This window comes from Caballeronia sp. INML1, assembly GCF_023631085.1.
GTDB lineage: Bacteria > Pseudomonadota > Gammaproteobacteria > Burkholderiales > Burkholderiaceae > Caballeronia > Caballeronia turbans.
Genome location: NZ_JALQDT010000047.1, coordinates 14,707 through 38,761 on the forward strand (window position 1 = coordinate 14,707; position 24,055 = coordinate 38,761).

Below are 24,055 nucleotides of genomic sequence, written 5' to 3' on the forward strand. Positions count from 1 at the left end.
GAGAGCCCTGAGGTTCCGCGCGGCGTTTTGCTTTTCCCCATCTCGAACATGAACACTTTCCCCACCCTCGACGCCTGGCTGGCTCATCTGGAAGCAGCGCATCCGGTCGGCATCGACATGGGCCTGACGCGTATCGGCAAGGTGAAGGACGCGCTCGGCCTGCATTTCGACTGCCCGGTCATCACCGTCGGCGGTACGAATGGCAAAGGCTCGACGTGCGCGATCATCGAAACGATCCTGCTGCGCGCGGGTTATCGCGTCGGCTGCCATACCTCGCCGCACCTGCTTTCGTTCAACGAGCGTGCGCGCATCGACGGCGCCGAGGCGAGCGACGCCGATCTGCTCCAACATTTCGAGGCGGTGGAAAAGGCGCGCGCGAGCCTGCCCGAACCGGTTTCGCTGACTTACTTCGAATTCACGACGCTCGCGATCCTGCATCTTTTCGCATCGCGCGGGCTCGATGCCGTGATTCTGGAAGTCGGGCTCGGCGGACGTCTGGACGCGGTGAATATCGTCGATACGGATTGCGCGGTGATCACGAGCATCGACATCGACCATACCGATTATCTCGGCGACACGCGCGAGAAGATCGGCTTCGAGAAGGCGGGCATTTTCCGGCCGGGCAAGCCCGCTGTGTGCGGCGACCCGTCGCCGCCGCAAAGCCTGATCGATCATGCGCAGGCGATCGGCGCGGATCTTTGGCTCGTCGGACGGGACTTCCGCTATGAAGCGCAGCCGGGCAACGAGCGCCAGCAATGGAGCTATATCGGCCGCGAGCAGCGGCGCCCGGCGCTGGCGTATCCCGCACTGCGCGGCGCGAATCAGCTGATCAACACGGCGGCGGCGCTGGCCGCGCTCGAATCGTTGCGTGATCGCTTGCCCGTTTCGGCTCAGGATATTCGCCTCGGACTCGCCAATGTCGAACTGCCGGGCCGCTTCCAGGTGCTGCCGGGAAAGCCGCAAATCATTCTCGATGTTGCGCACAATCCCCACGCTGCCGCCGTTTTGTCGCAAAATCTCGGCAACATGGGCTATTTTCCGTACACGTACGCGGTGTTCGGCGCGATGGGCGACAAGGACATCGAAGGCGTCGTGAAGCAGTTGACGAGCGAGATCGACCACTGGAACGTCACCGCGCTGCCCACGCCGCGCGCCGCGTCGGCGGAGCAACTGGAGCACGCATTGCGCGACGCCGGTGTCAACGACGGCCCGGACAGCAGCGTTTCTAGCTTCGAAACGCCAGCCGCAGCTTTTCAAGATGCGTTAAGGCGCGCGTCCGAAAATGATAGAATCGTCGTTTTTGGCAGTTTCTACACGGTAGCCGGCGTGATGGCCTACCGTCGAACGCAGCATAACTAGCGCCATCATCCAGACGGTCGGCCGTCAGCACCAAGCGATACATGGGACTCTTTTCGTTCGGCAAGAAAGACGACTCCGGTCGCGACGCATACTCCGATTCCTCGCGCGGCTCGCGTCACACCGTCCGTACCGAGCGCCGCACGCGCCGTTCGGAGCGCACCGACGCCGACGCGATGATGCTCGATCCCACCCTGCCCGAGAAACAGCGCGCGCGCCGCAGGCTTGTCGGCGCGATCGCGCTGGTGCTGGCCGCCGTCATCGTCCTGCCTATGGTGCTGGATTCGCGTCCGAAGCCCGTGACCGACGACATTTCCATCGATATTCCCAATCGCCCGTCGCCTGCCGCGAAACAATCACGCGACGCGACCGAGGCGGACACGCAAGCCGGCGTCGCGCATGATGCGCCGGCGGGCGCTTCGAGCAGCGTTTCCGCTGGCGCGACGCAGCCGCAGGCCGCTGCGGCCGCCGCTACGGCACAACCGAAGCCCGAAGCAACGGAACAGCCGAAGCCCGAAACGAAGGCGCAAGCCAGGACTGAAGCGAAGCCGTCGAAGCCTGCCGCCGCCGCAAGCCAGAACGCGAAGCAGCAGGCCACGGAACCGTCCGAGGAAGACAACGCAAACACCGCCGCGAACGCAGCCGCAGGCGCGGCGAATACGCCGTCGTCGCCGGCGGGCAGCCGTTTCGTGCTGCAAATCGGCCAGTTCGACGACGAAACCGCCGCGCAGAACTGGGTCAACAAATTGAAGTCTGCGGGTGTGCCCGCATATCTCGAACATCGCAAGCAGTCGGATGGCGCGACCAAATCGCTGTTGCGCGCGGGTCCGTTCCCCGATCGCGCGTCGGCGCAGGCGGCCCTCGTAAAGGTGCGCCAGGCCGGCCTCGGCGGCGGCACTCGCTCATCGAATTAAGCAGATTTGATGTTCACCGCTTTCGACTACGGCGTGATGGCTGTGATTGGTCTGTCCGCGCTTCGCGGCATGTGGCGCGGCCTGTTGGCCGAGGCCTTCGGTCTGGTCGGCTGGATTGCCGCCATTCTGATCGCAGGGCGCTTCGTCGGGCTCGTCGTGCCGTATATTCCGTCGACATGGCCCGGCGGCGCGCTCACGCAATGGCTCGTGGCGTTTCTGCTGGTGGTTGCGGCGGTGCTGCTCATATCGAGCGTGCTATCGGCGCTTTTGACGCGCATCACGGAAGTGACCGGCCTGCGCGGTGTGGATCGCTCCCTGGGCTTGCTGTTCGGCCTCGTGAGAGGCGCTATATTGGTAGTGGTTCTGGTCGCACTGGCTGGCCTGACCGAACTGCCGGAAAAGGATTTTTGGCGCAATGCGCTGCTGCGGCCGATGGCCGAGCAGGGCGTGCGCGAATTGAAACCGCTGCTCCCCGATACGCTCGCCGCGTATGTGCACGTCGCTCGCGAACCGAGCGGCCTGGCGCCAGCCGCCGCACAATAGACGCAAGGCCCGCTACACGAGGAATGCGCGACGGCTCGATGACGCTTCGGCCCGGCCTCGATACGGCCAAATAATGAGAGAAGCGTCGATGAGATCCGGGCAACGCCTTGTCTACCCGTTTCGACTCTTTGAAGGACCATGCCATGTGCGGCATCGTAGGTGTAGTTTCCCAGACCCCCGTCAATCAGCTGATCTATGACAGCCTGCTCCTGCTCCAGCATCGCGGGCAGGATGCGGCGGGCATCGCCACGGCGAACGGCAACAACTTCCACATGCATAAGGCCAACGGCATGGTGCGCGACGTGTTCCGCACGCGCAACATGCGCAGCTTGCCGGGCAATGTCGGCATCGGCCAGGTGCGTTATCCGACCGCCGGTTCGGCATCGAGCGAGGAAGAAGCACAGCCGTTCTACGTGAACGCGCCGTTCGGCATCATCCTCGCGCATAACGGCAACCTCACGAACTGGATGCAGCTGAAGGACGAGATGTTCCGGATCGATCGCCGGCACATCAACACCGCGTCCGACACCGAAGTGCTTCTCAACGTGTTCGCGCACGAACTGCAACTGGCGAGTTCGGGGCTCCAGCTCGACGCCGCCGCACTGTGGAAGGCCGTCGCGGGCGTGCATCGTCGCGTGAAGGGGTCGTATGCAATCGTGTCGCTGATCGCGGGCTATGGGCTCGTGGCGTTCCGCGATCCGTTCGGCATCCGCCCGCTCGTGCTCGGCAAGCTGGAGACGGCGACGGGCGTCGAGTGGATGGTCGCGTCGGAGTCGGTGGCGATCGAAGGCATCGGCTTCGAGTTCGTGCGCGATGTCGAGCCGGGCGAAGCGATCTTCATCGACGCAGAAGGCAATCTGCACAACCATCAATGCGCCGAAAAGCCCGAACTCAACCCCTGCATCTTCGAGCTCGTGTATCTCGCGCGTCCGGACTCGTGCCTCGATGGCGTGCCGGTCTACAACGCGCGTCTGCGCATGGGCGATTATCTCGCCGAGAAGATCAAGCGCGTGCTGCCCGATGTGCCGATTGACGTCGTGATGCCGATTCCGGATTCGTCGCGCCCCGCCGCGATGCAGGTGGCCGCGAAGCTCGGCGTCGAGTATCGCGAGGGCTTCTTCAAGAACCGCTACGTGGGCCGCACCTTCATCATGCCGGGTCAGGCTGTGCGCAAGAAGTCGGTGCGCCAGAAGCTGAACGCGATGGGCATCGAGTTCAAGGGCAAGAACGTGCTGATCGTCGACGATTCCATCGTGCGCGGCACGACCTCGCATGAAATCGTGCAGATGGCGCGCGACGCCGGCGCGAACAAGGTGATCTTCGCGTCCGCTGCGCCGCCGGTGAAGTTCCCGAACGTGTACGGCATCGACATGCCGACGCGCGGCGAACTCGTCGCGCACGGCCGCAGCGATGAGGAAGTGGCGCGCATGATCGGCGCGGACTATCTCGTCTACCAGGACGTGGAAGACCTGAAGAGTGCGATCCGCGACATCAACCCGGCGCTGAAGGAATTCGAAGCATCGTGCTTCGACGGCAACTACATCACCGGCGATGTGACGACCGATTATCTCGATCGCATCGAAACCGCGCGCCTCGCGCCGCAGTCGCAATCGGACCGCGACGCGGCGAGCGAAGCGCAAGAGGGCGGCATGACGCGCTCACAGTTGCATCTGCAACTATCGGTCGAGTAAGTCTTCAGCGCTTCATGAGAGCCCGCTTCGTCTGCAAGGACCAAGCGGGCTTTTTGCGTTTGGAGCCTGAAAACAGGGGAGAAAAACATGGACGACAACCTCGGCTTCGACACGCTCGCCGTGCGCGCCGGTACCAGACTGTGCTCGATCACCGGCAATCTCGGCGACACGCGCACGACGATCACGCATCTCTCGACGACGACGCAGGGGCGCCTCACATCCGAGCTGCGCGAAGCCGCCGGCATACGCGAAGGCCTGATTCGTCTTGCGGTAGTCTCGAAGATCCTGCGGCTATACGCGCCGATCTGGCGCGCGGTCTGGGTTAGGCGTCGCGCGGCGACTTGAAGCCGCCATTGCGCCATTGCCCCGGCGAAATGCCGAAGCGTTTCGAGAACGCGTGCGTGAAGGCGCTTTGATCGGCGAAGCCGACATCGAGTGCGATATCGGTGAGCGTCGGGCGCGGGTCGGCGAGCAGCGTGAGCGCCGTGTCGAGCCGCAGCCGATGCAGATAGCGATGCGGCGTCTCGCCGAACGCCTCATTGAAGAGCTGATGAAAGCGGCGCATGCCGAAGCCGCAATGCACGGCGAGATCGGCGATGCGCAGCGGCTCGGATAGATGCAGACGCAACCATCGGTCGATGCGCGCGAAGTCGAGCCCGCGCATCATGTCGATGGAATCGTCGGTGTCGTGCATCAGCGCGCCGCATAGATGCGCGGCCGCCTGCCATGCGAAACGATCGGAGAAAGGCGTATCGCCGCTCGCACGACGGGCGACCTCGGCGACTGCCTGCGTGACGCGCGAGTCGATCGCGACCGCGCGCGCCCGCTCGAAGTATCGCTCGGGCACCGCGACAGACGTGGCCGGCAGATCGATCACGAGCTGGCGATTATCGCCGTCGGCCCAGTAGTCGTGGCGCGCGCCTGCCGGGATGATCCAGGCGCCGCTGCAATCGATGCGTGCGCCGTTGCCATCGACGGCCATCTCCATCGACCCGTCGAGACCGAGCACGATCTGATGAAAGTCGTGCACGTCCGACGCTTGCGCAGCCTCATAGCGGCGCAGCGACACGGCGGGACGATGAAGCGGCGCGCTCATGCCGTTGTCGCTCAGACGTCCAGCAATTCCACTTCGAACACGAGCGTGGCGTTCGGCGGGATCACGCCGCCTGCGCCGCGCGCGCCGTAGCCGAGTTGCGGCGGGATCGTGAGACGGCGCACGCCGCCGACCTTCATGCCCTGCACGCCTTCGTCCCAGCCCTTGATGACCATGCCGCCGCCCAGCACGAAGGCGAACGGGTCGTTGCGGTCCTTGCTCGAATCGAATTTCTGGCCGTCCGTGAGCCAGCCCGTGTAGTGCACGCTGACCGTCTTGCCTGCGACGGCTTCAGCGCCTTCGCCAACGGTGACGTCTTCGTATTTGAGACCGGAATCGGTCGTGACAATCGACATGGTTGCTCCCTGGTTGCCCGGCCATCGACGATGGATGGCCGGTGGTCGAAACCGACATTGTAGAACGTCGCCAGGAGCGGGGCGCGGCGCGCAGGCCTCAGAGATGGCGGCCACGCGGGCCGAAGCGCGAGCCGATGCGCGTGGCGATGTCCGGTCTCACGTGCCTGCCGATCGCGGTGCCGATCGACGCGCCATCCTGCGCCTCCTGCCTCGCGGCCGCGGCAGCCCTGTCGCCGTCGTGCTGCCTCGCGAGCTTGAGCGCGCGCACGCGCACGTACGCCATCGCGACCAGCGTCCAGGGCGCGAGATAGGCGAACTCGGGCACGGAGACCATCATCATCGTCCAGGTCGCCGCGCAGCACTGACGCAGCGCCATGCCACGGGGATCCCAGTCGAGCCTGAACGCCGGATAAAGCATCAGCGTGCTGATGAAGACCGTGCCGACGACACCCGTATTGACGAGCAGCGTCGAGAACAGATCGGTCGAGCGGATATAGCCGAAGCCGATGCCGAAGATCTGATTGAGCGGCGACGCATCGACCCACAGGCGCATCGACTGGAGGAACAGCAGCGAGCGGTCCGAGCCCGATTCGGTTTTCTGTTCGAGCTTGTCCGTGACCATCTGCTTGAAGAGATCCGCGATGTAATCCTGCAGCAGATAGGCGATCACGCACAGCACGAAGAGCCCGATCAGCGCCTTGACCGGATTGATGCCGAGCTTGCGCACGCGGATGATCGAATACACGGCATAGCCGATCAGCACCGTCGACGAGGTGGTCATCAAAAGCGACAGGCCGATGACCCATACGGGCCAGCGCACGCGCGAGGTCGCGTTGAAGTAGACCCAGAACGGGAAGATGGACATCGCGTACATCGACGGCTCGCCGGTGAGCGCTTTAAGGCGCTGGATCGGAATGCCTTTGATGTTGATCTGCTGGAACGAGCTGCCGTTCACCGTGCCGTCGGAGCGCACGATGCCCTTGCCGAACTGATCGCCGAATGCGCGGTTCGAGATGAAGTCGCCCGGCTGGCCGGTGGCGATGTAATAGGCCACTTCGAATATGCCGTACAGCGCGAACAGCGTGACGGCGGCGAGCAGCCACTGGTCCCACGTCGGCTTGTAGTAGTGGTACACGTAAGCCGCATAGAGCACGACCGCCGCCACATAGAGGGACTGCGTGAACATGCTCTTGCGCATGATGAACGTGAAGGGATCGGTGTCGTCGACGAGCACGATCTTGCTGAAGTCGGGATCGAACGGGGCCATCACGTCAGCGAGCTGCGACGTGCAGAGCATCAGCAGCCACACGACGACCGCCGCGCCCAGGAAATGCATCCAGCTCTTGCGCGCGCGCCCGCCGAAGAGCAGCACGAGCGGCACGGAGAGGAAGCACATCAGATAGCCGATCGTCGTGCCCTGAATCGAAGGCATGACGAGGAACGACGTCACCGGCATCGCGAAGGCCCAGATTCGGTAGTAGAGGTCGGTCAGCGCCGCTTTTTCTTTCATCATCGAAGGTTGGATGGGCCCGCTTCAAAGCGGACTGTCAGTCGTTATCAGGTCGGTGCCGAATAAGGCGTGAATCAAGGCAATCAATACGCTTGCCGGCTCGATCATCGCGGCCTATCCGCTCAGGCTCGGCGGCGAAACGTCGCCAGCATGGCGAGCAGGATCACGAGCATCGAACGCGACGGCATGCGTGGCGCCTCTGCGAGCGGTGCCTGCTCGACGACGAGGCGCGGCGCCGGAGCGGGCGCGGGCGCCGGTATGGGTACCGTTTTGCGCACTCGATGAAAGTCGCAATGCGGACACACGTTCAGGCCCACAGCCACCTGCCTGCGGCAGCGCGGGCATTGCACGAGCCGCTTCCCGAACGAAAAAGGTCCGCTCATATGCGTCTCTCTCATCGACCCCGTTGACGACGCGAGTGCATCGCCATCTTGCGATCCATCGTGGCCCGCGAAGACGTATGAACATTCCGTCTGATCGTCGCCACGCTTCGCCTGCAATGAGCGCGTTGCGCGCAATGCCGCGAGCGCTCGAAGTCGTTCCACGTCCGGTCGCGCGGACGATTCCCGCAGCGGATGGACGCATCACGCCCCACACCAGCAATACAACGTAAAGCGCCGCGTGACGGGCACGCGGCGCGATGCCTTCAATCGCTGCGCTTCATTATGCGCGCGCTGTCAGTGCGCCGACCTGAACGTGCTCGTATATGCCGCCGCATATCCATAACTGCGGCGATTGCTCGGGCGTCGCGGAATCGCGTTGAAGACCGAGCCGACGAGCCTGCCGCCCGAACGCTGCACCTTCTTCACGGTTTCCTCGATTTCTTCCTCGCTCTGAATGCCCGAACGCAGCACGAGCACCGTCGAACCTGCATCGCTCGCGACGATCGCCGCATCGGTGACGACGAGGAAGGGCGGCGTATCGAGGATCACGAGGTCGAACTGTTCGCTCATGCGCGCAAGCATGTTGCGAAAGCCCGGCATCATCAACAGCTCGGAAGGATTCTCCGGATAACCGCCGCACGACATGAACGACAGCCCCGGCACGCCGACATAGCGGATCGCGTCGCCGAGCGCCAGTTCGCCCTTGAGCACTTCCGAGAGGCCGCCCGGATTCGACTGCTTGAAGAACGAAGCGATATGGCCGCGCCGCATATCGCCGTCGATGAGGAGCACGCGCAGACCGATTTCCGCGAGCAGCACCGACAGATTCGCCGCGACGAAGCTCTTGCCCGCCGACGGAATCGGACCCGTCAGCATCACGATGTTGTTCGGCGCGTTGGCGAGGTCGCGGTACAACTCCGTGCGCACCGCGCGCAGCGCCTCGACAGCCGGATCGTGCGGGAAGCGCGTAGCAAGCACGCGGGCATCGCGATCCGTATCGGCCACGTGCGGCATCGCGAACGCATCGTGTTCCGGCAGATGAACATAAGGCAGAGCCTTCGGCGGACCGCCGTTCTGCGTCCCGGAGTAGGTGAGCGGCGCATGCTCGACCGGCGACACGGCGATCTCGTGATCCAGCATCGCCTGCTGCCGGCTGTACAACACTTCCCCCAATACCGGCACAGACAGACGGCGCTCGACGAACATCGGATCGGTCACGCCGATCATCGCGTGGCGGCGCAGGAAGATGAAGAACGTGCCCATGAAGAAGCCGAGGGCCGTGCCCGCCGCGATCACGAGCGGCTTGTTCGGCTTCACCGGCCGGTACGGACGCAGCGCGTTATCGACGATATGCGCACCGCCGCTCGTGCTCGCGCGGCGCACGGATAGTTCTTGCGCCTTGTTCACCATGCCCATGTAAATGGTCTCGGCCACGCGTGCGTCACGCGTGAGGGTCGCGTTCTGGCGCTCGGAAGCGGGCATGCTGTCGAAGCGCTGCTGAATCTGCTTGTTCGACGCCTCGAGTTCGGCGATCTGCTGATTGAGGTTGACCACCTGCGGGCTGTTAGGTTGAAAGCGCTGCAACGCCTGCGTGCGCTGTATCTTCAGGTTCGCCAGTTGTTGCAACGACACGATGCTGCCTTGCAGATACGCCTGCGCTTCGTTGAGCGGCTGCACCGACTGCGATTTCGAGCGGAACGAACTGAGGTTGCCTTCGGCGCGCCGCAGATCGGCTTCGAGGCGCGGCAATTCTCCGCGGATGAATTCGAGTGTCTTCGTGTCGTTCGCCTGGCGAGCCTGAACAGCGGCGGTCAGATATGCCTGGCCGAGCGCGTTCGCGACATCGGCGGTCAGAGCGGGATCGTCGGCGTTGAAGGTGATCTGCACGACGCCCGTGTCTTTCGCGGACTCGGCCACCTTCATCGACTTCTTCATGAGCGCGATGGCGTCGAGCGTATTGAGGCGCGTCACGTCGAAGTGCACGCCCGGATGGCCGAGCGCGCCGTTGACGAGAATCGACACGCCGTTTGCCGATGCCGGACGGCCAATCGTGCCGCGCAGGAGCATCGCGCCGTCGGGGTCGCGCAACTCGTACTGGTTGTTGTCGAGCAGAACTAAATCGAGCTTCTGGTCTTCGAGCGAGGGCGGCACGTCGAGGCGCCCGATCTGCAGCGACTCACCGCCCCAGCCGTATGCATCGAGGCCGAACCATGCGGGAGAAAGATGTCCCTTCTTCGCAAACAGATCCGCGATCTGACCGAGCACGGGGAACGTGCTGGGCTTGACCTTGATGTCGAAATGGAACTGCTTGACGACGGGTTCGAGCACCGAGCGGCTTTGCATCACGGAGATTTCCGCGGGCGCGAGCTGGTTGACCGTCGGCTGAGACTGCTGCATCTGCATCTGGTTCTGCGGCGCGATGCCGAGCGCGTTCGGATCGGGTGGATCCACGCGCACGACCACGTCCGAAGAATAGATGGGCCTGGCAAGAAACGCATACGCGGTCGCGAGCGCGGCCGTGATCCCGATGAACAGGAAGAGGATGCCAAGGTGATCGCGCAGGAGCTTGAGCATGTCGCTCGCGGTGAATTCACCGTCGTCCTTGCCGGGGCGCGAAGATCCGGAGTTCACATAGAGGGTGTTCAAAGGCGCCGTCCTCAGTTCGATAAGTTGACCGTTGTTTCCCGGGCTGAGAAAAAACAGAAAGCCCGCGCGGCATGTCCGCGATACGTCTTACGTGTTATTGATCCGGCGCGTGGCCGTCGGAACTTCCAGACTAAAGACGCGAGAGGCTCTGAAAAAAGCGGGCGAAGCGTATGTTGCTTCGAGTACGCATGACGAAGCACGTGGGCTCGTCGGAGTGCGACATCTGACAGAAGCACACTCCGTGCCTCGGCGTCGCGCCTCGAGATTCGGCGGATGAAATTCGCGAATCCCGTTACGAATCGCTTGCTGTCAAACGAAACGGTAAGTCCGGAAAATAAAGCGTCAAGCGTATCTTCGGGCTGCAAACTGCGCGCGTCTGTTAAGTAGCGAACGTTAAATGCGCAGTAATTGCCTGGACGCCTCCTGCGGGACCGCCATTTCGCGCGATAATCGCCGGTTTTGCTCATGCTTTGTCTGTAGCACCAAAAAGTTGCGCGTTCACGGCATCGGGTTGGCCTTGATGAAATCCCGCACGGTATTGAAGCGCGACTTGCGCGTTTTACCGTCGTCGTGAATCACACCGTAGTTGCCATCGCCGCCGTAACGCTGGTCGTCATACAGTTCGTACAAGGTCACGTTCTGTATGTTGTACGTCTTCGCAAGCGACACGAAGCCTTTCAATGCATCCTTGCCGATCAGATAGCCGGCCGGATCGGCATGGGTCGGCCGCACGCCGTACTCCGTGATCCATATGGGCTTGCCGTAGCTGTCGCGCAGCCGTTCGAGCACGTTGACCTTCTTGTCGCCCGCCGCCGTGATCGACCCCATGTTCGAGTACCAGTGCCACGCGGTGATGTCCCAATGTGGAATCGGATGACCGTGCGTGCCGTCGGGTTGCGTGCCTGCGTACAGCATGTCGGTAAAGCCGTAGTGCAGCCAGCTGAACGATGTCAGCAGGATCTTCGCGTCCGGATTCGTTTCACGAATGCCCTTGATCAAGCCGAGAATCGACCCGCGCGCCTTCATGAACATCGCATTGTCGTAGTCCTGCGGATGCTCGCCGCTGCGGTCCGAGCCGAGTATCGTCCAGTTGTCGTATTCGTTACCGACCTGATAGTACGTAACGAGACCCTTCAAGAGACGGCCCGCCGTCTTGCCGAGGGCATAGCCCCGCTCGAAGGTTTCCTGCTCGTTCGCGCGCTTTTCCGGCTCGAAGGGCGTAACGAGCGCGAGCACGCCGATGCATTGCTTCGCCGCCGCGCGTGCGAAATCCGCGACCCTGTGAGCACTTTCTTCGCTCGATACATCCTGCGCGTACATCGTGACGCCGAGATCGCGGAGCTGTGAAATCTGCAAGTCATAGTCGCTCATGCGATACACGCCGCGATGTTCCAGATGTCCCGCGATGCCGTAGAACACGCTTTTCGATCCGTTGCCGCAGGCGATTTTCGGTGCGGGGACACTCGCGGCGTGCTCCGTGGAGCTCGCCGAGCGACCGCTGTGATACGCGTCGGATGTGCCGCTGCGCGCGTAGATCAGCACGGATGCGCAGCAAAGCGCACCGAAGAGGGATACGGCAGCCAGCAGAGTTCGCATCGGTGTTCGACCCTCGGGAAGTGCGCACTGTCATTCGATCAGCACGTTGGAACGTTGCGACGGAGCCTGAGCGCCCATGTCGCCCTCGTGCAGCAAAACGCTTTGCGCCTGCGCGTCGAATGCTTCACGGGAAAAGCGACGCCTGAATTCCTGCGCCAGCGCGGCGAGCGGAAGATCGCGCGCCGCGAAGATGCGCTCGACGAATGCATCGTGGTCGTCGGCGGGGAAAAGCAGCGCATCGGGCAGATATGAATCGAGCCCCGACACGCGCGACACGATGATGGGCCGTTGCGCGAGCACCGCTTCGATCATGACGAGCGGCACGCCTTCGTAAGCGGACGGCAGCACGAGCGCATCGCTTGCGACGATCCACGGCAGCACGTCCTTCTGCGGCCCGACCATGCGCACGCACGAGGACAGCGCCGGGCTCGCGTCGATCATGGCTTGCAGGCGCCCCGCATCCGGTCCTTCTCCGACGATCAGCACGAGCGTACGTGCGAATGCATCGGCATGGCGTTCGATGGCCTGCATCAGGAAATCCTGACGTTTCTGCTGAAAGTTGAGCCGGCCGACATGCGCGATGATCGTCGTGCTGTCGTCGGGCAGGCCGAGCGCGGCGCGCGCGGCTTCTTTCGTGAGCGCCGAGCGGCTGAAGCGATCGTCGACATAGTTCTCGAGGATCATCGCGCGCGCATTGGGCGCGAGTTCCTTCAGCTTGCCGCGCAAATGATCGTTCAAAGTGACGTATTCGTTCGGCGTGCGATAGAGCGCGCGCTTGACGAGCCATTTGATCTTTCCGGGGCCGCCCGCGTTCACGGGCGCTTCGTCGACGAGCGGTAGATAGCTGACCGCCGTGGTGCGCGCTTGGCGCGCGGCGAAGAGTCCCGCAAGTCCGGAAGCGATCGTGCCTTGCGCGATGAGCAGCTTGTTCAGGCGCAGCGCACGCAATTTCGTCGCGGTTGCGCGGACCGTGCGCCACAGCGCGAAGACATTGCCACGTATCGATTCGGCCGTATGCGGAAGGCCGATGGTCTTCACTTTCGGATGCGTGTTCGCAAGATCGCTGACATAGCGATACAGCGGCTCGTTCGCGGTCGGCACGAGGATATGCAAAGTCTTGACATGAGTGCTCGCGACGAGCGCGAGCATGAATCGTTTGAGCATCTTTTCGTGGCCGCCGTTGATACCCGAGTCGCAATAAATTCCCAACCTCACCAGCTTTCCCCCTTCGCTCTCACGGCTTGTCGATGAACTGCATCAGCAGGCGGGCGCTTTCCGTCCAGCGAAAGCGCTCGGCGTGCGCGAGGCCGCGACGTTTGAGGTCTTCACTCAATTCCGGCGAAGCAAGCAACTCGCGCAGCTTGTTTGAAATATCTTCGACCGAGTACGGGTCGCAATAGATCGATGCGTCGCCGCACGTCTCCGGCAAGGCGGCCGCGCGCCCGACGAGCGTCGGGCAGCCGTTGCGCATCGCTTCCAGCGGGGGAATGCCGAAGCCTTCGTAGATAGAAGGATAGAGGAAGCAGGCGGCGCGCTGATAGAGCGCTCTCAGCTTTTCATCGCTGACATAGCCAGCCTGCTTGATGTTCGGCGCGCTCGAGAGATCGTGCGCCTTGCCGAAAATCGCGGCATTCTTCATACCCACGATCACGAGATCGATGGAAGGATCGTTCAGGCGCGTGAATGCTTCGACGAGACGCTTGAAGTTCTTCGTCGGATTCATGCTGCTCACGGCGAGCACGTAACGGCGCTTCGTGAGCTTCAGTTCTTCGATCACGGATGTATCCGGCGTGATGTGATCGAGATGATCGGCTGCGAGCGGCACCACCCCGATGCGCTCCGCAGGCACGCCGACATGATGCGCGAGCCTGTCGCGCGAGAACTTCGAATTGGTCAGCACGCAGCTCGACGTGCGCGCGAGAATCCAGAACATCACGTGATACCAGGTGCGGAACTTCCACGAAAAGTGCGCGGGCGTATCGAACACCGCGGCATCGTGCATGTAGATGATCTGGTTCGCGCGAAAGATGGAGCCCGAGTTCGAGAGATTCACGATACGCGAGCGCCCGGCGAAGAGCGGCAGCACGACCTGCTCCCAGAAAACGCCCTTGCCGAAGCCGAGTTTCACGGTCTCCACACCTTGCACGGGATCGAGCCCGCCTTGCGGTGGCACGGCGAGCGTCACATGCGAGCCTTGCGGTAATTTCACGAGCGCGGCGACGAGTTCACGCGCGACGCGCTGCACGCCGGTGGTCTTCTGACTCGTGAAGCGGCCGTTATAGACGAGTTTGTTGCTGGCGATGGATGTGTCCATATCAGGGCGTCAGAACTGTGAATCGGAGGTGGTTTCATAGGCGATCTCGTCGGCGTCGACAGGCGCACGTGCGTGCTTGACGGCGTCGAGCTCGTACATCGAGAGCCATTGACGGAAGATCGCGTCCATCGAAAAGCGCTTGCTGGCGGATGCTCTCGCCTCTGCGCCCATGCGAGCGCGCAGTGTCCGGTCGTCGCGTAACAGCGCGATGTATTTCGCCATCTCGTCGACGCTCGATGCGACGAAGCCCGTCACGCCATGCTGAACGACATCGCGGTTGCCGACTACATCGGTCACCACGGCGGGAATGCCCGCGACCTGCGCCTCGATGAGCGCGATAGGCATGCCTTCCCATCTCGATGTCTGCACATAGATATCGAGCCCGGACGTGAGCTCGAGCGCGCGATCGCGCGTCACCCAGCCGCTGCACGACACGGCGCCCTTTGGTGTGCCTGCCGGCAACTCGTCTTCATTGCCGCCGATCCACAGGAAGCGGGTGGAAGCGTCGTGCAGCTCCGTCGCGAGCTTCACGAACGCTTCATGATTCTTTTGAAACATCGCGCGGCCGCTCATGCCGACAAGAATCCCGTTGGCGCTCTTTTCGACGCGCGGCGGAATCTCCTGCACGTTCACGCCGTTCTCGATCACGCGCGCCCGCCGCGCATGCATCTTCGTCTCGATCTCGGAGAGCTCGCTGTCCGAACACGCGACAATGGTTCCGCCCAGTCGCGCGGCAATGCGCTCGAAGCTCAGATAAGCAAACTGCTTCAGGGGCGATACGTCGCGGCGAAGGAACGCAAGACCATGCGGCGAATAGAACACGCGTGCACGCGGCGCGGCAATGCGTGCAGCGGCGCGTCCCAGAACGCCTGCCTTCGACGAATGCAGATGGATTACGGATGGATCGCACTCCTTCAGCTTGCGAACGAGGTTCCATAAACTGCTCAGGTCTTTCTTCATGCTCACTTCGCGGAACATGCTGACGTAGGTTAGCTTTACCGCCGGATGAAAGAGCTTCGCGAAGTTATTCGGTGTTTCCTGCCGGATCGAATGAAAGATCGTTACGCCGACGCCGGCCGCGGCGGCGCGGTTCGAAAGCTGGGTCAGCATGGACAGCACGCCGCCGCCGAAGGCCTCGGTGATATGGACGATCTCTTTCATATTCAACTCTTCAATTGGCGCCTCGCCGAGCCCCGCGGCAATACGCAATGAGAAGGAATGGTCTAATCGTTATGGAAAAGTGACGCGACACACTCGGTTAGGGCGAACGCATCCAAGGCGGACGTACATGACCACCTCGAAGGAACATGAAAGGCCGGGATTTGCGTGTCGGCGTATTAATCGCGATGTAATACGCATGCGATAAATACACACGGGATCCGGCGTAGCACTCTGCGTTCCTGGCGTACAGGGATGCGAGGAACCCCATCGAGCTTGATGACAAGCCTCGATTTACCTGCCGCAAAATCCCGGACCAGTCAATCTGGCCGGATGGGCGCCCCGATGTCGGTCTTTGCGAAGATTGTTCTGCATCGCGCCAAAACGCAGATCAGCCGATAAAGCAGCCTCACTGCAGTGCGACGTAAAGCCGGTAGGTATAAAGCTTCGAGTTCTTACAGCCGGACATGTTGCTGGCCGGCTTGGGCACTTTCCTCGGTCCATGCCCGGGACGTATCAACGTCAGCGTGGCGGGACTGACGATACCCGCTCGTGAACATCATTTCGTTGCGGCAGCATTCTGCTGAGCAATCGCCGCTTCGCATATCTGTAGAAGGATTTGCAGATCCTTGAGCGGGACCGCGACCGATTGCATACGCAGGTTCTCGGCCTGATGCGCCAATTTTTGCACGTGCTCGACTGTCGTTTCTTCCGTTTCCATTCGGCAGGCTCGCTTATTTAAACACTGTTTGGACCAATAAGATATCGGCTCGAACTGATCGGGTCGGTTCGCTGACTCACATACTTAAATGCAACTTTTAGGGTAATACGCAATCGAACGCGTCTAATTCGCGCCCGGGGTGCAAAACAGCGCTTTATGAAAGCGGTTCGCTTGAAAGAATGCGTTACGAAATCGAATCACTTGTTACCGTTTATAACACGTCAATTTTCGGAGCGTGCGATGGTTGAATAAGAACTTGGCCGATCAGATTAATCATCACTGCGCATATCTGCATACGGTTCACGTGGTTCCCGAACCCGCCCCTTCGCTAATCGGGCGCTTGAGGAACGACACGCCTCCCAGATGCAGCGTGAAGGCCATCGCCGCCGCCGAGAGCGTCTCGACGATCAACACCGTGGCCGCTGCACCCTGTTCGCCGAAGAGCTTCGCCAACACGGCGAGCAGGCCGAAGTTCAACACGGCGCACGCCATCAGCACGCGGCTGAACTGCGACTTCATGCCGAGCGGAAGCATCGTCTGAACACCGAAGAGATCCGACAGGCCGGCCATCAACGGCACGAACGCCATCCAGCGCAACACCTCTACGGTAGGCAAGAACTTCGGTCCATACAAGAGCTTTACTGCGAGTGGCGCGCCAAAAAAGATGCAGACGGATATCAGCGACACGATCAGCCCTTGTACGACGAACATCTTGCGCAGGAAAGCGAAGGCATCCTCTCTCGCATGATGCATGAGAAAGCTCACTCGCGGATAAGCCGCGGTCTTGAGCGGCGAGAGCATGTTCAATGCCGCGCGGATGAGCTTGTCACCCGCGGCGAAGTAGCCGGCCGCGACATTGCCCGAGATGAAGGTGAGCAGCACGATGTTGCTCGATGCATAGATATCGACGATCGCGGTCGCAATGAACACGCTCCAGCCGTCCTTGAGACGAACGAGGATGGTGCTGAACGACACGCGCACGAAGTCGAGCTCCCGCCGAAAATACAGGTACGTGCAGATCGCGATGCCCGATAGCAAAGGCACGAGGGCATTGACGGCCATCGCCTTGTAGATATCGTCGTGCTCGCGTACGAAGAGATACATCGCGGGAATGCTGAGCGCACGTCCGATGAATACGAACAGGCTCAACATGCCGAGATCTTCGATGCCCTGAAAGTACCACGTAGGAATCAGCATGGCCCCGATGGCCATGCCATAACCGATGATCAGCAGCTCGCGATTTTCCTCCAGAAAAGGTATGAAGGACGTCAGCGCGATCACGACGACGAGTCCTGCCAATGCGAGTGCGGCCTGCGTGACGATGGTTTCCCAGAATATCTTCGAGCGCAGTTCGCGGCTTTCCCGATTGATCGAGACCTTCGGCGTGGCGGTCAGAGAGAAGCTGTAGTTCGTGAGGGAGATGAAGTACGCGACGAAGGCCAGGCCGAATGAAAGGCGTCCGTACTCGCCCGGACCGAGGACGCGTGCGAGCCAGGGCAGCGTCAGCAGCGGTGCAAGGTAGGTGGACACCTGCAACGTCATTAGAATCGTAAAGTTCTTTCGGAATGAAGCCATTGAACGGTTTTTTCCCCGGCTGGAGCGCAGCGTGTTTTATGACTATGACGCAAGGCTGTGAACCCTGCAGGCTCACCCGTTTCGAGTGAGCCTTTGCGTGACAGCGCCCGAAGCGGATAGTTTCGCCCGTGCGACCAGTCGTCAATGCGACGCGGGCCAAAGAGGTCTGCGCACCCACGCCTTGGCCTGGCTTCGGGGCGCTTGAAGTCGAACGGAATGCGCCGGTTCCGGACCGTCGATAACTTCCGGAGAAGGCGCAAGCGTATGAAAGAAGGTATTTAACAAGAGAAAAGTGCTTTCATCAGTGGGCTTGCACACGCAAGAATCCTTCCAGCGTGCGTTCGTTCGATTGAAATCTGTTCGAAGTGCTGGTAGGACAACATTGTGGTGCGTGCGTGCGCATGGACAGTGCATGGACGTCTCATGAACGCCCGACCGATGTCACGGCGTTCCCTTATGTCGCGCGTGATTCGACCGACGAGGCCGCACGCGACGCTTTTTCGGGCGGACGCGGTTCGAGGCCGAGCGCGCGCTTGACGATGCGCTTGGCCTGAAACCAGCGGCGATCGGCGACGATCTTTCCATGAAAGCGCAACGCCTTCGGTGCATCGGTGCGATTCGCAGCGAAGACACGATAGTGCGCGGCCGTGGCCTCGACCGTCCTGATCGCTTCGGCGAACGCATGCCCGTCTACGCGTGCGGCCTGAAAACATGCGTACGAGAAGACCTTATGGAATACCGCGAGCCAGAAGGCATCGAGCGGCCCGCCGTTGCAACGCTCCATCGTCTCTTCGGCACATGTGGCGAGCGACGTCACCGTGTACGGCGTCGCCCTGGCGGTAATGCTGCCCGCGCGACGGCGATAGAAGTAAAGATCGTCGGCGAGCCGGAAGAGCGATTTCGCGCGCGTATAGACGAGCGGAATTGCCGCGGCGTCTTCATAGACGCGGCCGGCCGGAAACTCGATGCCTTCCCAGAGCGCGCGCCTGTAGACGCGCGCTACCGGAAACACCTGAAACACGCGTGCAAAGTCGAGCAGCGCGTCGAGATCGCACGGACGTTGACCGACCGTCGCGGGATCGATCAGTTCGACCTTGTCGATCGTCTTGCCTTTCGAATCGATGATGCCCACGTTGAACTCGATGATGTCGGCCGCGTTCGCGTCGAGAAGCGGCATGATCTTCATGGTGAAACCGGCTGACCAGACATCGTCCGAATCGAGAAAGCCGATGTAAGGCGAAGTGGCTTCCGCGATCGCGCGGTTGCGCGCGGCGGATACGCCACGGTTTTCCTGATGGATCACGCGGATATTGCGGCCGCGCTCGGTGCGTTGCACCTCGAGAATGCGTTCGAGCGTGCTATCGGTCGAGCCGTCGTCGATCACAATGAGTTCGATCTCGTCGGAGCGTGGCTGCGAGAGCGCGGATTGCAGCGAGGCGACAATGAAATGTTCGACGTTGTAAGCAGGGATGATTACCGAAAGCAATGTTCTGGGATTGCTGCTGGGGACGCGTGTCATTGTGCTCGTGTCACCGGTCAGATTTCGAATTGAAGCCACCGTGGCCGAGGTCGGATCATGCGTGCCGGTTTTCAAATGCGGGTTCCTCCAGATTGCAGTGCATTAGAGAGCCATAGCCGGGACAGTTCAGTGAGCCAAATGAAAAGCACCGGATAGCCACGCGATATTCTTGCTGGCGCGGACGCCAAAATCGTTGTCAACAGAAAAATAAAATCGATCGCGCGCTTTCCTTTGAAATTGCTTATTGCCCGAACCTTGCGATTCGTGTTGAGGCGTCACGCCGATAAAGAACAATCGCCAGCGTCTTTAACGAAACTCCAGGAATCGAATTAATAGCAATGCGATATTTTCGTCGGCGAAGAAGCGCGAGCGAAGAGCGACCGGTACGACCGCGCACGCGGCTTGCTACCAGGCGCGCGGGAAGGCGCAGCGCGCTCCTGCCGTATGCGTCGTGGACGCTCACATATAATGGCTTGAGGTTTTCATCGCCGGCCGTATTCTTCAGGCCATACGTGCAGCGCAGCAGCAACGCATGCGGCTTTCGCGACATCAACCGCATCACCGATACACGCAAGGACCCATAACCGTGACAACGTCTTTTTCCAGTACGGTCGAGCCCGAAGGCGACAAGGCTTTCGATGCGGCCGTCGCAGGAAACGACGGCGTGCTGGTGCTCGACGCCGCCCAGCGATGCCTCTCCGCCGACGCCGTATTCACTCATCTCTTCGATCTCGATTCTTCCGCGCTGAGCGGCCGGTTGCTTTCCGACAGTCCGTTGCCGCCTCCGCTCACCGCCGCGCTCGCAGCCGCGGCCGATGCCGCGCTCGCGGGCAACGCGACGCGCCGCGCGCACGTGAGGTTCGGCGAGGACGACACGCCGTGCGCCTTTTCTATCATCGCGCTGCCGGGCGCGGATTGCGTGACGCTGATCGTGTCCTCGGAGGCGGGCGCGCCGGACGACGAGCATGGCGGCGCCGAGCGCATCGCGCATCTGCGTGCCGAGGCGACGCTCTTCATGCGCGATCACGTGCTCTCGGTCGTGTCGCATGATCTGCGCGGGCCGCTCAACGCGATCCATAGCTGGGGCTACGTGCTCGAGCGAAAGGTCGACCCCAACGATTCCGCCGCGCAGCGCGCGCTCGCTGGCATTCGCTCAGGCGTCGAGCAGCAGGTGAAGCTGATCGAGCAGTCGGTCGATACGACGCGCGCCGAAACCAAGGCGCTGCAGGTTGCGCTCGCGCCCGTCGCGCTGCGTCCGCTGCTCGAAAAAAGCGCGGCGCTCGCGCGTGCGAGCGTGGCGCGCGCTCGCGGCGTGACGATCGAAATCGACTCGCCCCTTGCAGAAGAACAACTGGAAGGCGATGCAGAGCGTCTGTTGCAAGCGCTCTGGCTCATGCTCGCATTCGCTGCCGAGGCGAGCCCGTCCGGTGCGACCGTGCGCGTGTCGAGCAACATCGAGGGCAGCATGTGGCGCACGGACGTGCGCTTTAGCGCGTCGGCACAGGCGCTCGGCGATCCGGCGTCGCCGCATGTGCTCGAAGCGTTCGCACGCCGGCAGGCACTGGAGCCGCGCGAGGGCGGGCGCATCGCGTGGGGGCTCGCGCTGTGCAAACGCGTGTCGGAGGCGCACGGCGGCGCGTTCGAGCACAGCGACATCGCGGATGGTGCCGAAGTTACGTTATCGGTACGCGTGCCCGTCGCGGGGATGTAAATTGACTTTCGATCAGCTGTCGCCCATATACTGACGCTTTCCACTTTCGAAGAGAGTTGCTTTGGCTCAGGTTGTCGCGCTGATCGGCGCATTGTTGCTCGTCGCGCTGAATGGTTTCTTCGTCGCGGCGGAGTTCGGGCTCGTCAAGTTGCGGCCCACGCGCGTGAAGGCGATTGCGCGCACCAACGGTCTTCCCGGCCGTCTGCTCGCGAAGGTGCACGGGCAGCTCGACGCTTATCTGTCCGCATGCCAGCTCGGCATCACGCTGGCATCGCTCGGACTCGGCTGGATCGGCGAGCCCGCGTTCGCGACGCTCCTGCATCCGATCTTCGCGCTGGTCGGCGTCGAATCGGAACAGCTCATCGAGACCATCTCGCTCTTTTTCGCGTTCACGGTCATTTCGTTCCTGCATATCGTCGTCGGCGAACTCGCGCCCAAGTCCTGGGCCATACGCCGCGCGGAGCAGGTGGGCCTGTGGCTCGCCACGCCGCTTTACGGCTTTTACTGGCTGATGTACCCGTTCATCTGGGTGCTTAACACGAGCGCAAACTTCGTGCTGCGGCTCTTCGGCATGTCGGGCGAACACGGTCACGATGCCCATTACTCCACCGACGAACTCAAGCTGATCCTGCGCGGACGGCGTCATGGCGGTGCGTCTTCGTACAACGAGGACGAGTGGAACACCATTGCGCATTCGCTCGATTTCAGCCGCATGACGGTGTCGGATCTGATGCGTCCGGCGCATGAACTCGTCGGGCTGCGCAATGACTTGCCGATGCGCGACAACCTCGCCGTGGTATCGCGGCATCGTTTTTCGCGCTATCCGCTTTTCGCCGATGCGTCGGGCGAGCGCGTGATCGGCATGATCCATCTGAAGGACCTGTTGCTTGCGGGCGATGGCGGGTCGCGCGGTTTCAACTTCAGCCTCTCGAAGGATGCTGCAGGAAAGATCGACAAACTTTCGCGGCATGTGCGGCCCGTGCAATATGTCGCGCCGAATCTGTCGGCGCTCGAACTGTTTCGACGGTTTCGCAAGGGCGCGCCGCATCTCGCGATCGTCGGGCGCAAGGGCGCGAAGCCCATCGGCTTCATTACCTTGGATAACTTGCTTGGCGCGCTCGTCGGGCAGATTCACGACGAGTTTCGTCAGGGCGATGCCGACTGGTCGCGTATGGACGACGGCACGTTGATGGGCAAGGGCAGCTTGCCGGTGGTTTCGCTGGAGCGGGCGCTCGGCATTGATATCGACGAAGGGCGGGCGGAGTCGGTTGGTGGACTCGTCATCAATGCGTTGGGCGATTTGCCTACTGAAGGGCAGAGGGTTTCTTTCGATCGGTTCGATATCGTTGTCAAGAAGATGAAGGGACCGAGGATTGTGTTGGTGCGGGTTTATCCGCGGGAAGAGGCGCTTGAAGAAGCGGAATGACTTTTTTGTGCTCCGGTTTTTCGCCGGATCCCGTTTTCGTGTTGGTTTATAAGCGTTGCCCCTGTGCGGGGCGGCAGTCACTTTCTTTGCTGCTGCAAAGAAAGTGACCAAAGAAAGCAGCCCGATACGCCCGCGGTCACGCGTAGTTTGGCCATGCTTGCCAGGTGATCGTGGGCTGCCTAAGAACCCTTAACAGAATGAACGCAGGGGCTGTTAACCTTCAATGAATGCTGTTTACCTTTTCATTGTTTCGACGACGAAAAGGATATGGCCAAGCTGATACTCGACGACCTTTCGGCACTCATCGAACCGTTGCTGCCTCCTCCGAAGCCACGGCGAGTTCGTTATCCGGGGCGCAAGCCACTCGACAATGGTGCGGTGCTTACGGGCATTCTCTTCGTCTTACAGACGGGTCTGGGTGGGACCTACCGCCTCGCGAGATGGGCTGCGGCAGCGGCATGAGGTGCCGGCGTCGTTTGCGTGACTGGCAGGCCGCCGGCGTCTAGGAGCGGTTGCATGAGGTGCTGCTTGCGCGATTGCGCGCAGCCGACCATAACCGAAATCGCTCGGCGCGATCAGCCTCATGGTAGCGGGCTAGGCAAGACACTTTCGCTGCCTTCGCATTCGATTCGAGCGCCTCGCTTTCATCCACGAGGCCTTCTTGAAAATCGCTTGCTGCATCATATGCTGCGACACCTGCAAAATTCATTCTGTTAACGCCTCTTAGGCGAAAGCGTGATCCTCGATGCGATGCGATCGCGCTATCGCACAGTTAAGCGGAACGGGCGCAATGTTCGCGAATGCCACGCCGGGGCGTCTTTATGAGCGATCGCCAAGTGGGAGAGAAGCACATTTACCACGGCATCGACCGCGCTGACCCGCGCGCGAACATTCGCGTCGAAGCGCTAACGGCGCAGCAGATCGAGTTGACGCTCGCGTACGCTTCGGGCGAGTTAGGCGACAGCGCCAAGCATTGAACCCGTAACAACATGCGAACCGAGTTCGCGCCATACGTCAACGCGCCTGCGGGACGACCCCGGCGTTTGAGCGGCTCACAGTGAGCGCGCGTATTAATGCCTGTCGGCAATATTCTGATGCTTATACTGACGAGCCTAAGTTAAGTTCACCTATGCGACAAATATAGGAAATTTTCCATGGAAACTTATGATCTACATGTTGCGGCGAAGTGGGACATAGATATAGCGACTACCTCGTCCGTCGCGACGGTTTGCATCGTCAGCGGCACGAAGCTCTTCAGATGGTAAGCATAGAAGCGCCCCTCATTCTTCGAGTGTGCTTGACGCATCTCGCCGGCCATCGTGTTGCTATCCCAGAGGAAGCAGGTCCGCGTTTTGTTCGGCCGCTCGGTGCCAGGTCCGTCCAGCGCTACCTTACCGATTCGTCGGCCCAGCGCGTCGTAACGATATGCCCACTTTTCGTTGCGCGTGCACACCCGCACCGATCCAGATGGCAGCGTGACGCGCTATCACTACGATACGGAGGAACAACTTGTCGGCGTGAGCAATCCGCTCGGGCAGCAGTG

Annotated in this window: 19 protein-coding genes and 2 pseudogenes; 9 read left to right on the forward strand and 12 right to left on the reverse strand. The window is 61.5% G+C overall.

Annotated elements, in window-relative coordinates; translation table 11 throughout:
- The first annotated feature begins 48 nt into the window (after nucleotides 1-48).
- The 5 genes and pseudogenes from folC to NCR38_RS14310 form a co-directional block, all read left to right on the forward strand.
- Complete coding sequence (gene folC / locus NCR38_RS14290; RefSeq protein ID WP_061121594.1) at nucleotides 49-1,359, forward strand: bifunctional tetrahydrofolate synthase/dihydrofolate synthase; 1,311 nt, start codon at nucleotides 49-51, stop codon at nucleotides 1,357-1,359.
- Between the two features lie 41 nt (nucleotides 1,360-1,400).
- Nucleotides 1,401-2,270 (forward strand): SPOR domain-containing protein, encoded by an 870-nt coding sequence (locus NCR38_RS14295; protein ID WP_061121593.1) that lies wholly within the window; start codon nucleotides 1,401-1,403, stop codon nucleotides 2,268-2,270.
- Between the two features lie 9 nt (nucleotides 2,271-2,279).
- Nucleotides 2,280-2,813: a CvpA family protein gene (locus tag NCR38_RS14300; protein WP_250477272.1), complete on the forward strand. Its 534-nt coding sequence runs from the start codon at nucleotides 2,280-2,282 to the stop codon at nucleotides 2,811-2,813.
- Between the two features lie 143 nt (nucleotides 2,814-2,956).
- Nucleotides 2,957-4,504 carry an amidophosphoribosyltransferase gene (purF, locus tag NCR38_RS14305; protein WP_061121591.1) on the forward strand — a complete coding sequence of 516 codons (1,548 nt, stop codon included), beginning with the start codon at nucleotides 2,957-2,959 and terminating at the stop codon, nucleotides 4,502-4,504.
- A 129-nt stretch (nucleotides 4,505-4,633) separates the two neighbouring features.
- Nucleotides 4,634-4,830: pseudogene (locus NCR38_RS14310) on the forward strand (PLP-dependent transferase); the annotation flags it as partial.
- On the opposite strand, the gene NCR38_RS14315 reads toward NCR38_RS14310, so the two are convergent.
- The 12 genes from NCR38_RS14315 to NCR38_RS14370 all read right to left on the reverse strand — a co-directional run bounded on the left by NCR38_RS14315 (nucleotide 4,827) and on the right by NCR38_RS14370 (nucleotide 19,375).
- A complete protein-coding gene (locus tag NCR38_RS14315; protein WP_061121589.1) occupies nucleotides 4,827-5,600 on the reverse strand; it encodes an AraC family transcriptional regulator in 774 nt (257 codons plus the stop codon). The pseudogene NCR38_RS14310 and the gene NCR38_RS14315 sit on opposite strands and share 4 nt — an antisense overlap.
- An 11-nt stretch (nucleotides 5,601-5,611) precedes the next feature.
- Nucleotides 5,612-5,953, reverse strand: coding sequence for an FKBP-type peptidyl-prolyl cis-trans isomerase (locus NCR38_RS14320; protein ID WP_035502329.1), 342 nt, complete (start codon nucleotides 5,951-5,953; stop codon nucleotides 5,612-5,614).
- Nucleotides 5,954-6,050: 97 nt separating this feature from the next.
- Nucleotides 6,051-7,466 carry a hypothetical protein gene (locus NCR38_RS14325; protein WP_061121588.1) on the reverse strand — a complete coding sequence of 472 codons (1,416 nt, stop codon included), beginning with the start codon at nucleotides 7,464-7,466 and terminating at the stop codon, nucleotides 6,051-6,053.
- Between the two features lie 119 nt (nucleotides 7,467-7,585).
- Complete coding sequence (locus tag NCR38_RS14330; RefSeq protein ID WP_143756445.1) at nucleotides 7,586-7,846, reverse strand: hypothetical protein; 261 nt, start codon at nucleotides 7,844-7,846, stop codon at nucleotides 7,586-7,588.
- A gap of 294 nt (nucleotides 7,847-8,140) precedes the next feature.
- The gene (locus NCR38_RS14335) at nucleotides 8,141-10,492 is read right to left on the reverse strand and encodes a polysaccharide biosynthesis tyrosine autokinase (RefSeq protein WP_086961612.1); all 2,352 of its coding nucleotides are present in this window, start codon (nucleotides 10,490-10,492) and stop codon (nucleotides 8,141-8,143) included.
- Nucleotides 10,493-10,990: 498 nt separating this feature from the next.
- Nucleotides 10,991-12,088 carry a glycosyl hydrolase gene (locus tag NCR38_RS14340; protein ID WP_061121586.1) on the reverse strand — a complete coding sequence of 366 codons (1,098 nt, stop codon included), beginning with the start codon at nucleotides 12,086-12,088 and terminating at the stop codon, nucleotides 10,991-10,993.
- Nucleotides 12,089-12,118: 30 nt separating this feature from the next.
- A complete protein-coding gene (locus tag NCR38_RS14345) occupies nucleotides 12,119-13,252 on the reverse strand; it encodes a glycosyltransferase (RefSeq protein ID WP_250477273.1) in 1,134 nt (377 codons plus the stop codon).
- A 70-nt stretch (nucleotides 13,253-13,322) separates the two neighbouring features.
- The gene (locus tag NCR38_RS14350; protein WP_061121584.1) at nucleotides 13,323-14,402 is read right to left on the reverse strand and encodes a glycosyltransferase family 1 protein; all 1,080 of its coding nucleotides are present in this window, start codon (nucleotides 14,400-14,402) and stop codon (nucleotides 13,323-13,325) included.
- 9 nt (nucleotides 14,403-14,411) lie between these two features.
- Nucleotides 14,412-15,569 (reverse strand): glycosyltransferase, encoded by a 1,158-nt coding sequence (locus tag NCR38_RS14355; RefSeq protein WP_086961616.1) that lies wholly within the window; start codon nucleotides 15,567-15,569, stop codon nucleotides 14,412-14,414.
- Between the two features lie 550 nt (nucleotides 15,570-16,119).
- Nucleotides 16,120-16,281 (reverse strand): hypothetical protein, encoded by a 162-nt coding sequence (locus tag NCR38_RS14360; RefSeq protein WP_250477274.1) that lies wholly within the window; start codon nucleotides 16,279-16,281, stop codon nucleotides 16,120-16,122.
- A 300-nt stretch (nucleotides 16,282-16,581) separates the two neighbouring features.
- Nucleotides 16,582-17,856, reverse strand: a complete 1,275-nt coding sequence (locus NCR38_RS14365; protein WP_061121582.1) for a flippase — start codon at nucleotides 17,854-17,856, stop codon at nucleotides 16,582-16,584.
- 454 nt (nucleotides 17,857-18,310) lie between these two features.
- Nucleotides 18,311-19,375 carry a glycosyltransferase family 2 protein gene (locus NCR38_RS14370; protein WP_061121581.1) on the reverse strand — a complete coding sequence of 355 codons (1,065 nt, stop codon included), beginning with the start codon at nucleotides 19,373-19,375 and terminating at the stop codon, nucleotides 18,311-18,313.
- 586 nt (nucleotides 19,376-19,961) lie between these two features.
- Here NCR38_RS14370 and NCR38_RS14375 point away from each other — a divergent pair.
- The 4 genes and pseudogenes from NCR38_RS14375 to NCR38_RS14390 all read left to right on the forward strand — a co-directional run bounded on the left by NCR38_RS14375 (nucleotide 19,962) and on the right by NCR38_RS14390 (nucleotide 23,489).
- Nucleotides 19,962-21,086, forward strand: coding sequence for a sensor histidine kinase KdpD (locus tag NCR38_RS14375; protein ID WP_311394670.1), 1,125 nt, complete (start codon nucleotides 19,962-19,964; stop codon nucleotides 21,084-21,086).
- Between the two features lie 61 nt (nucleotides 21,087-21,147).
- Entirely contained in the window at nucleotides 21,148-22,512 is a 1,365-nt protein-coding gene (locus NCR38_RS14380; protein ID WP_061121580.1) for a hemolysin family protein, read from the forward strand.
- Nucleotides 22,513-22,779: 267 nt separating this feature from the next.
- Nucleotides 22,780-23,015: pseudogene (locus tag NCR38_RS14385) on the forward strand (transposase); the annotation flags it as partial.
- Nucleotides 23,016-23,333: 318 nt separating this feature from the next.
- Nucleotides 23,334-23,489, forward strand: coding sequence for a hypothetical protein (locus NCR38_RS14390; RefSeq protein WP_250477275.1), 156 nt, complete (start codon nucleotides 23,334-23,336; stop codon nucleotides 23,487-23,489).
- The last annotated feature ends 566 nt before the right edge of the window (nucleotides 23,490-24,055 follow it).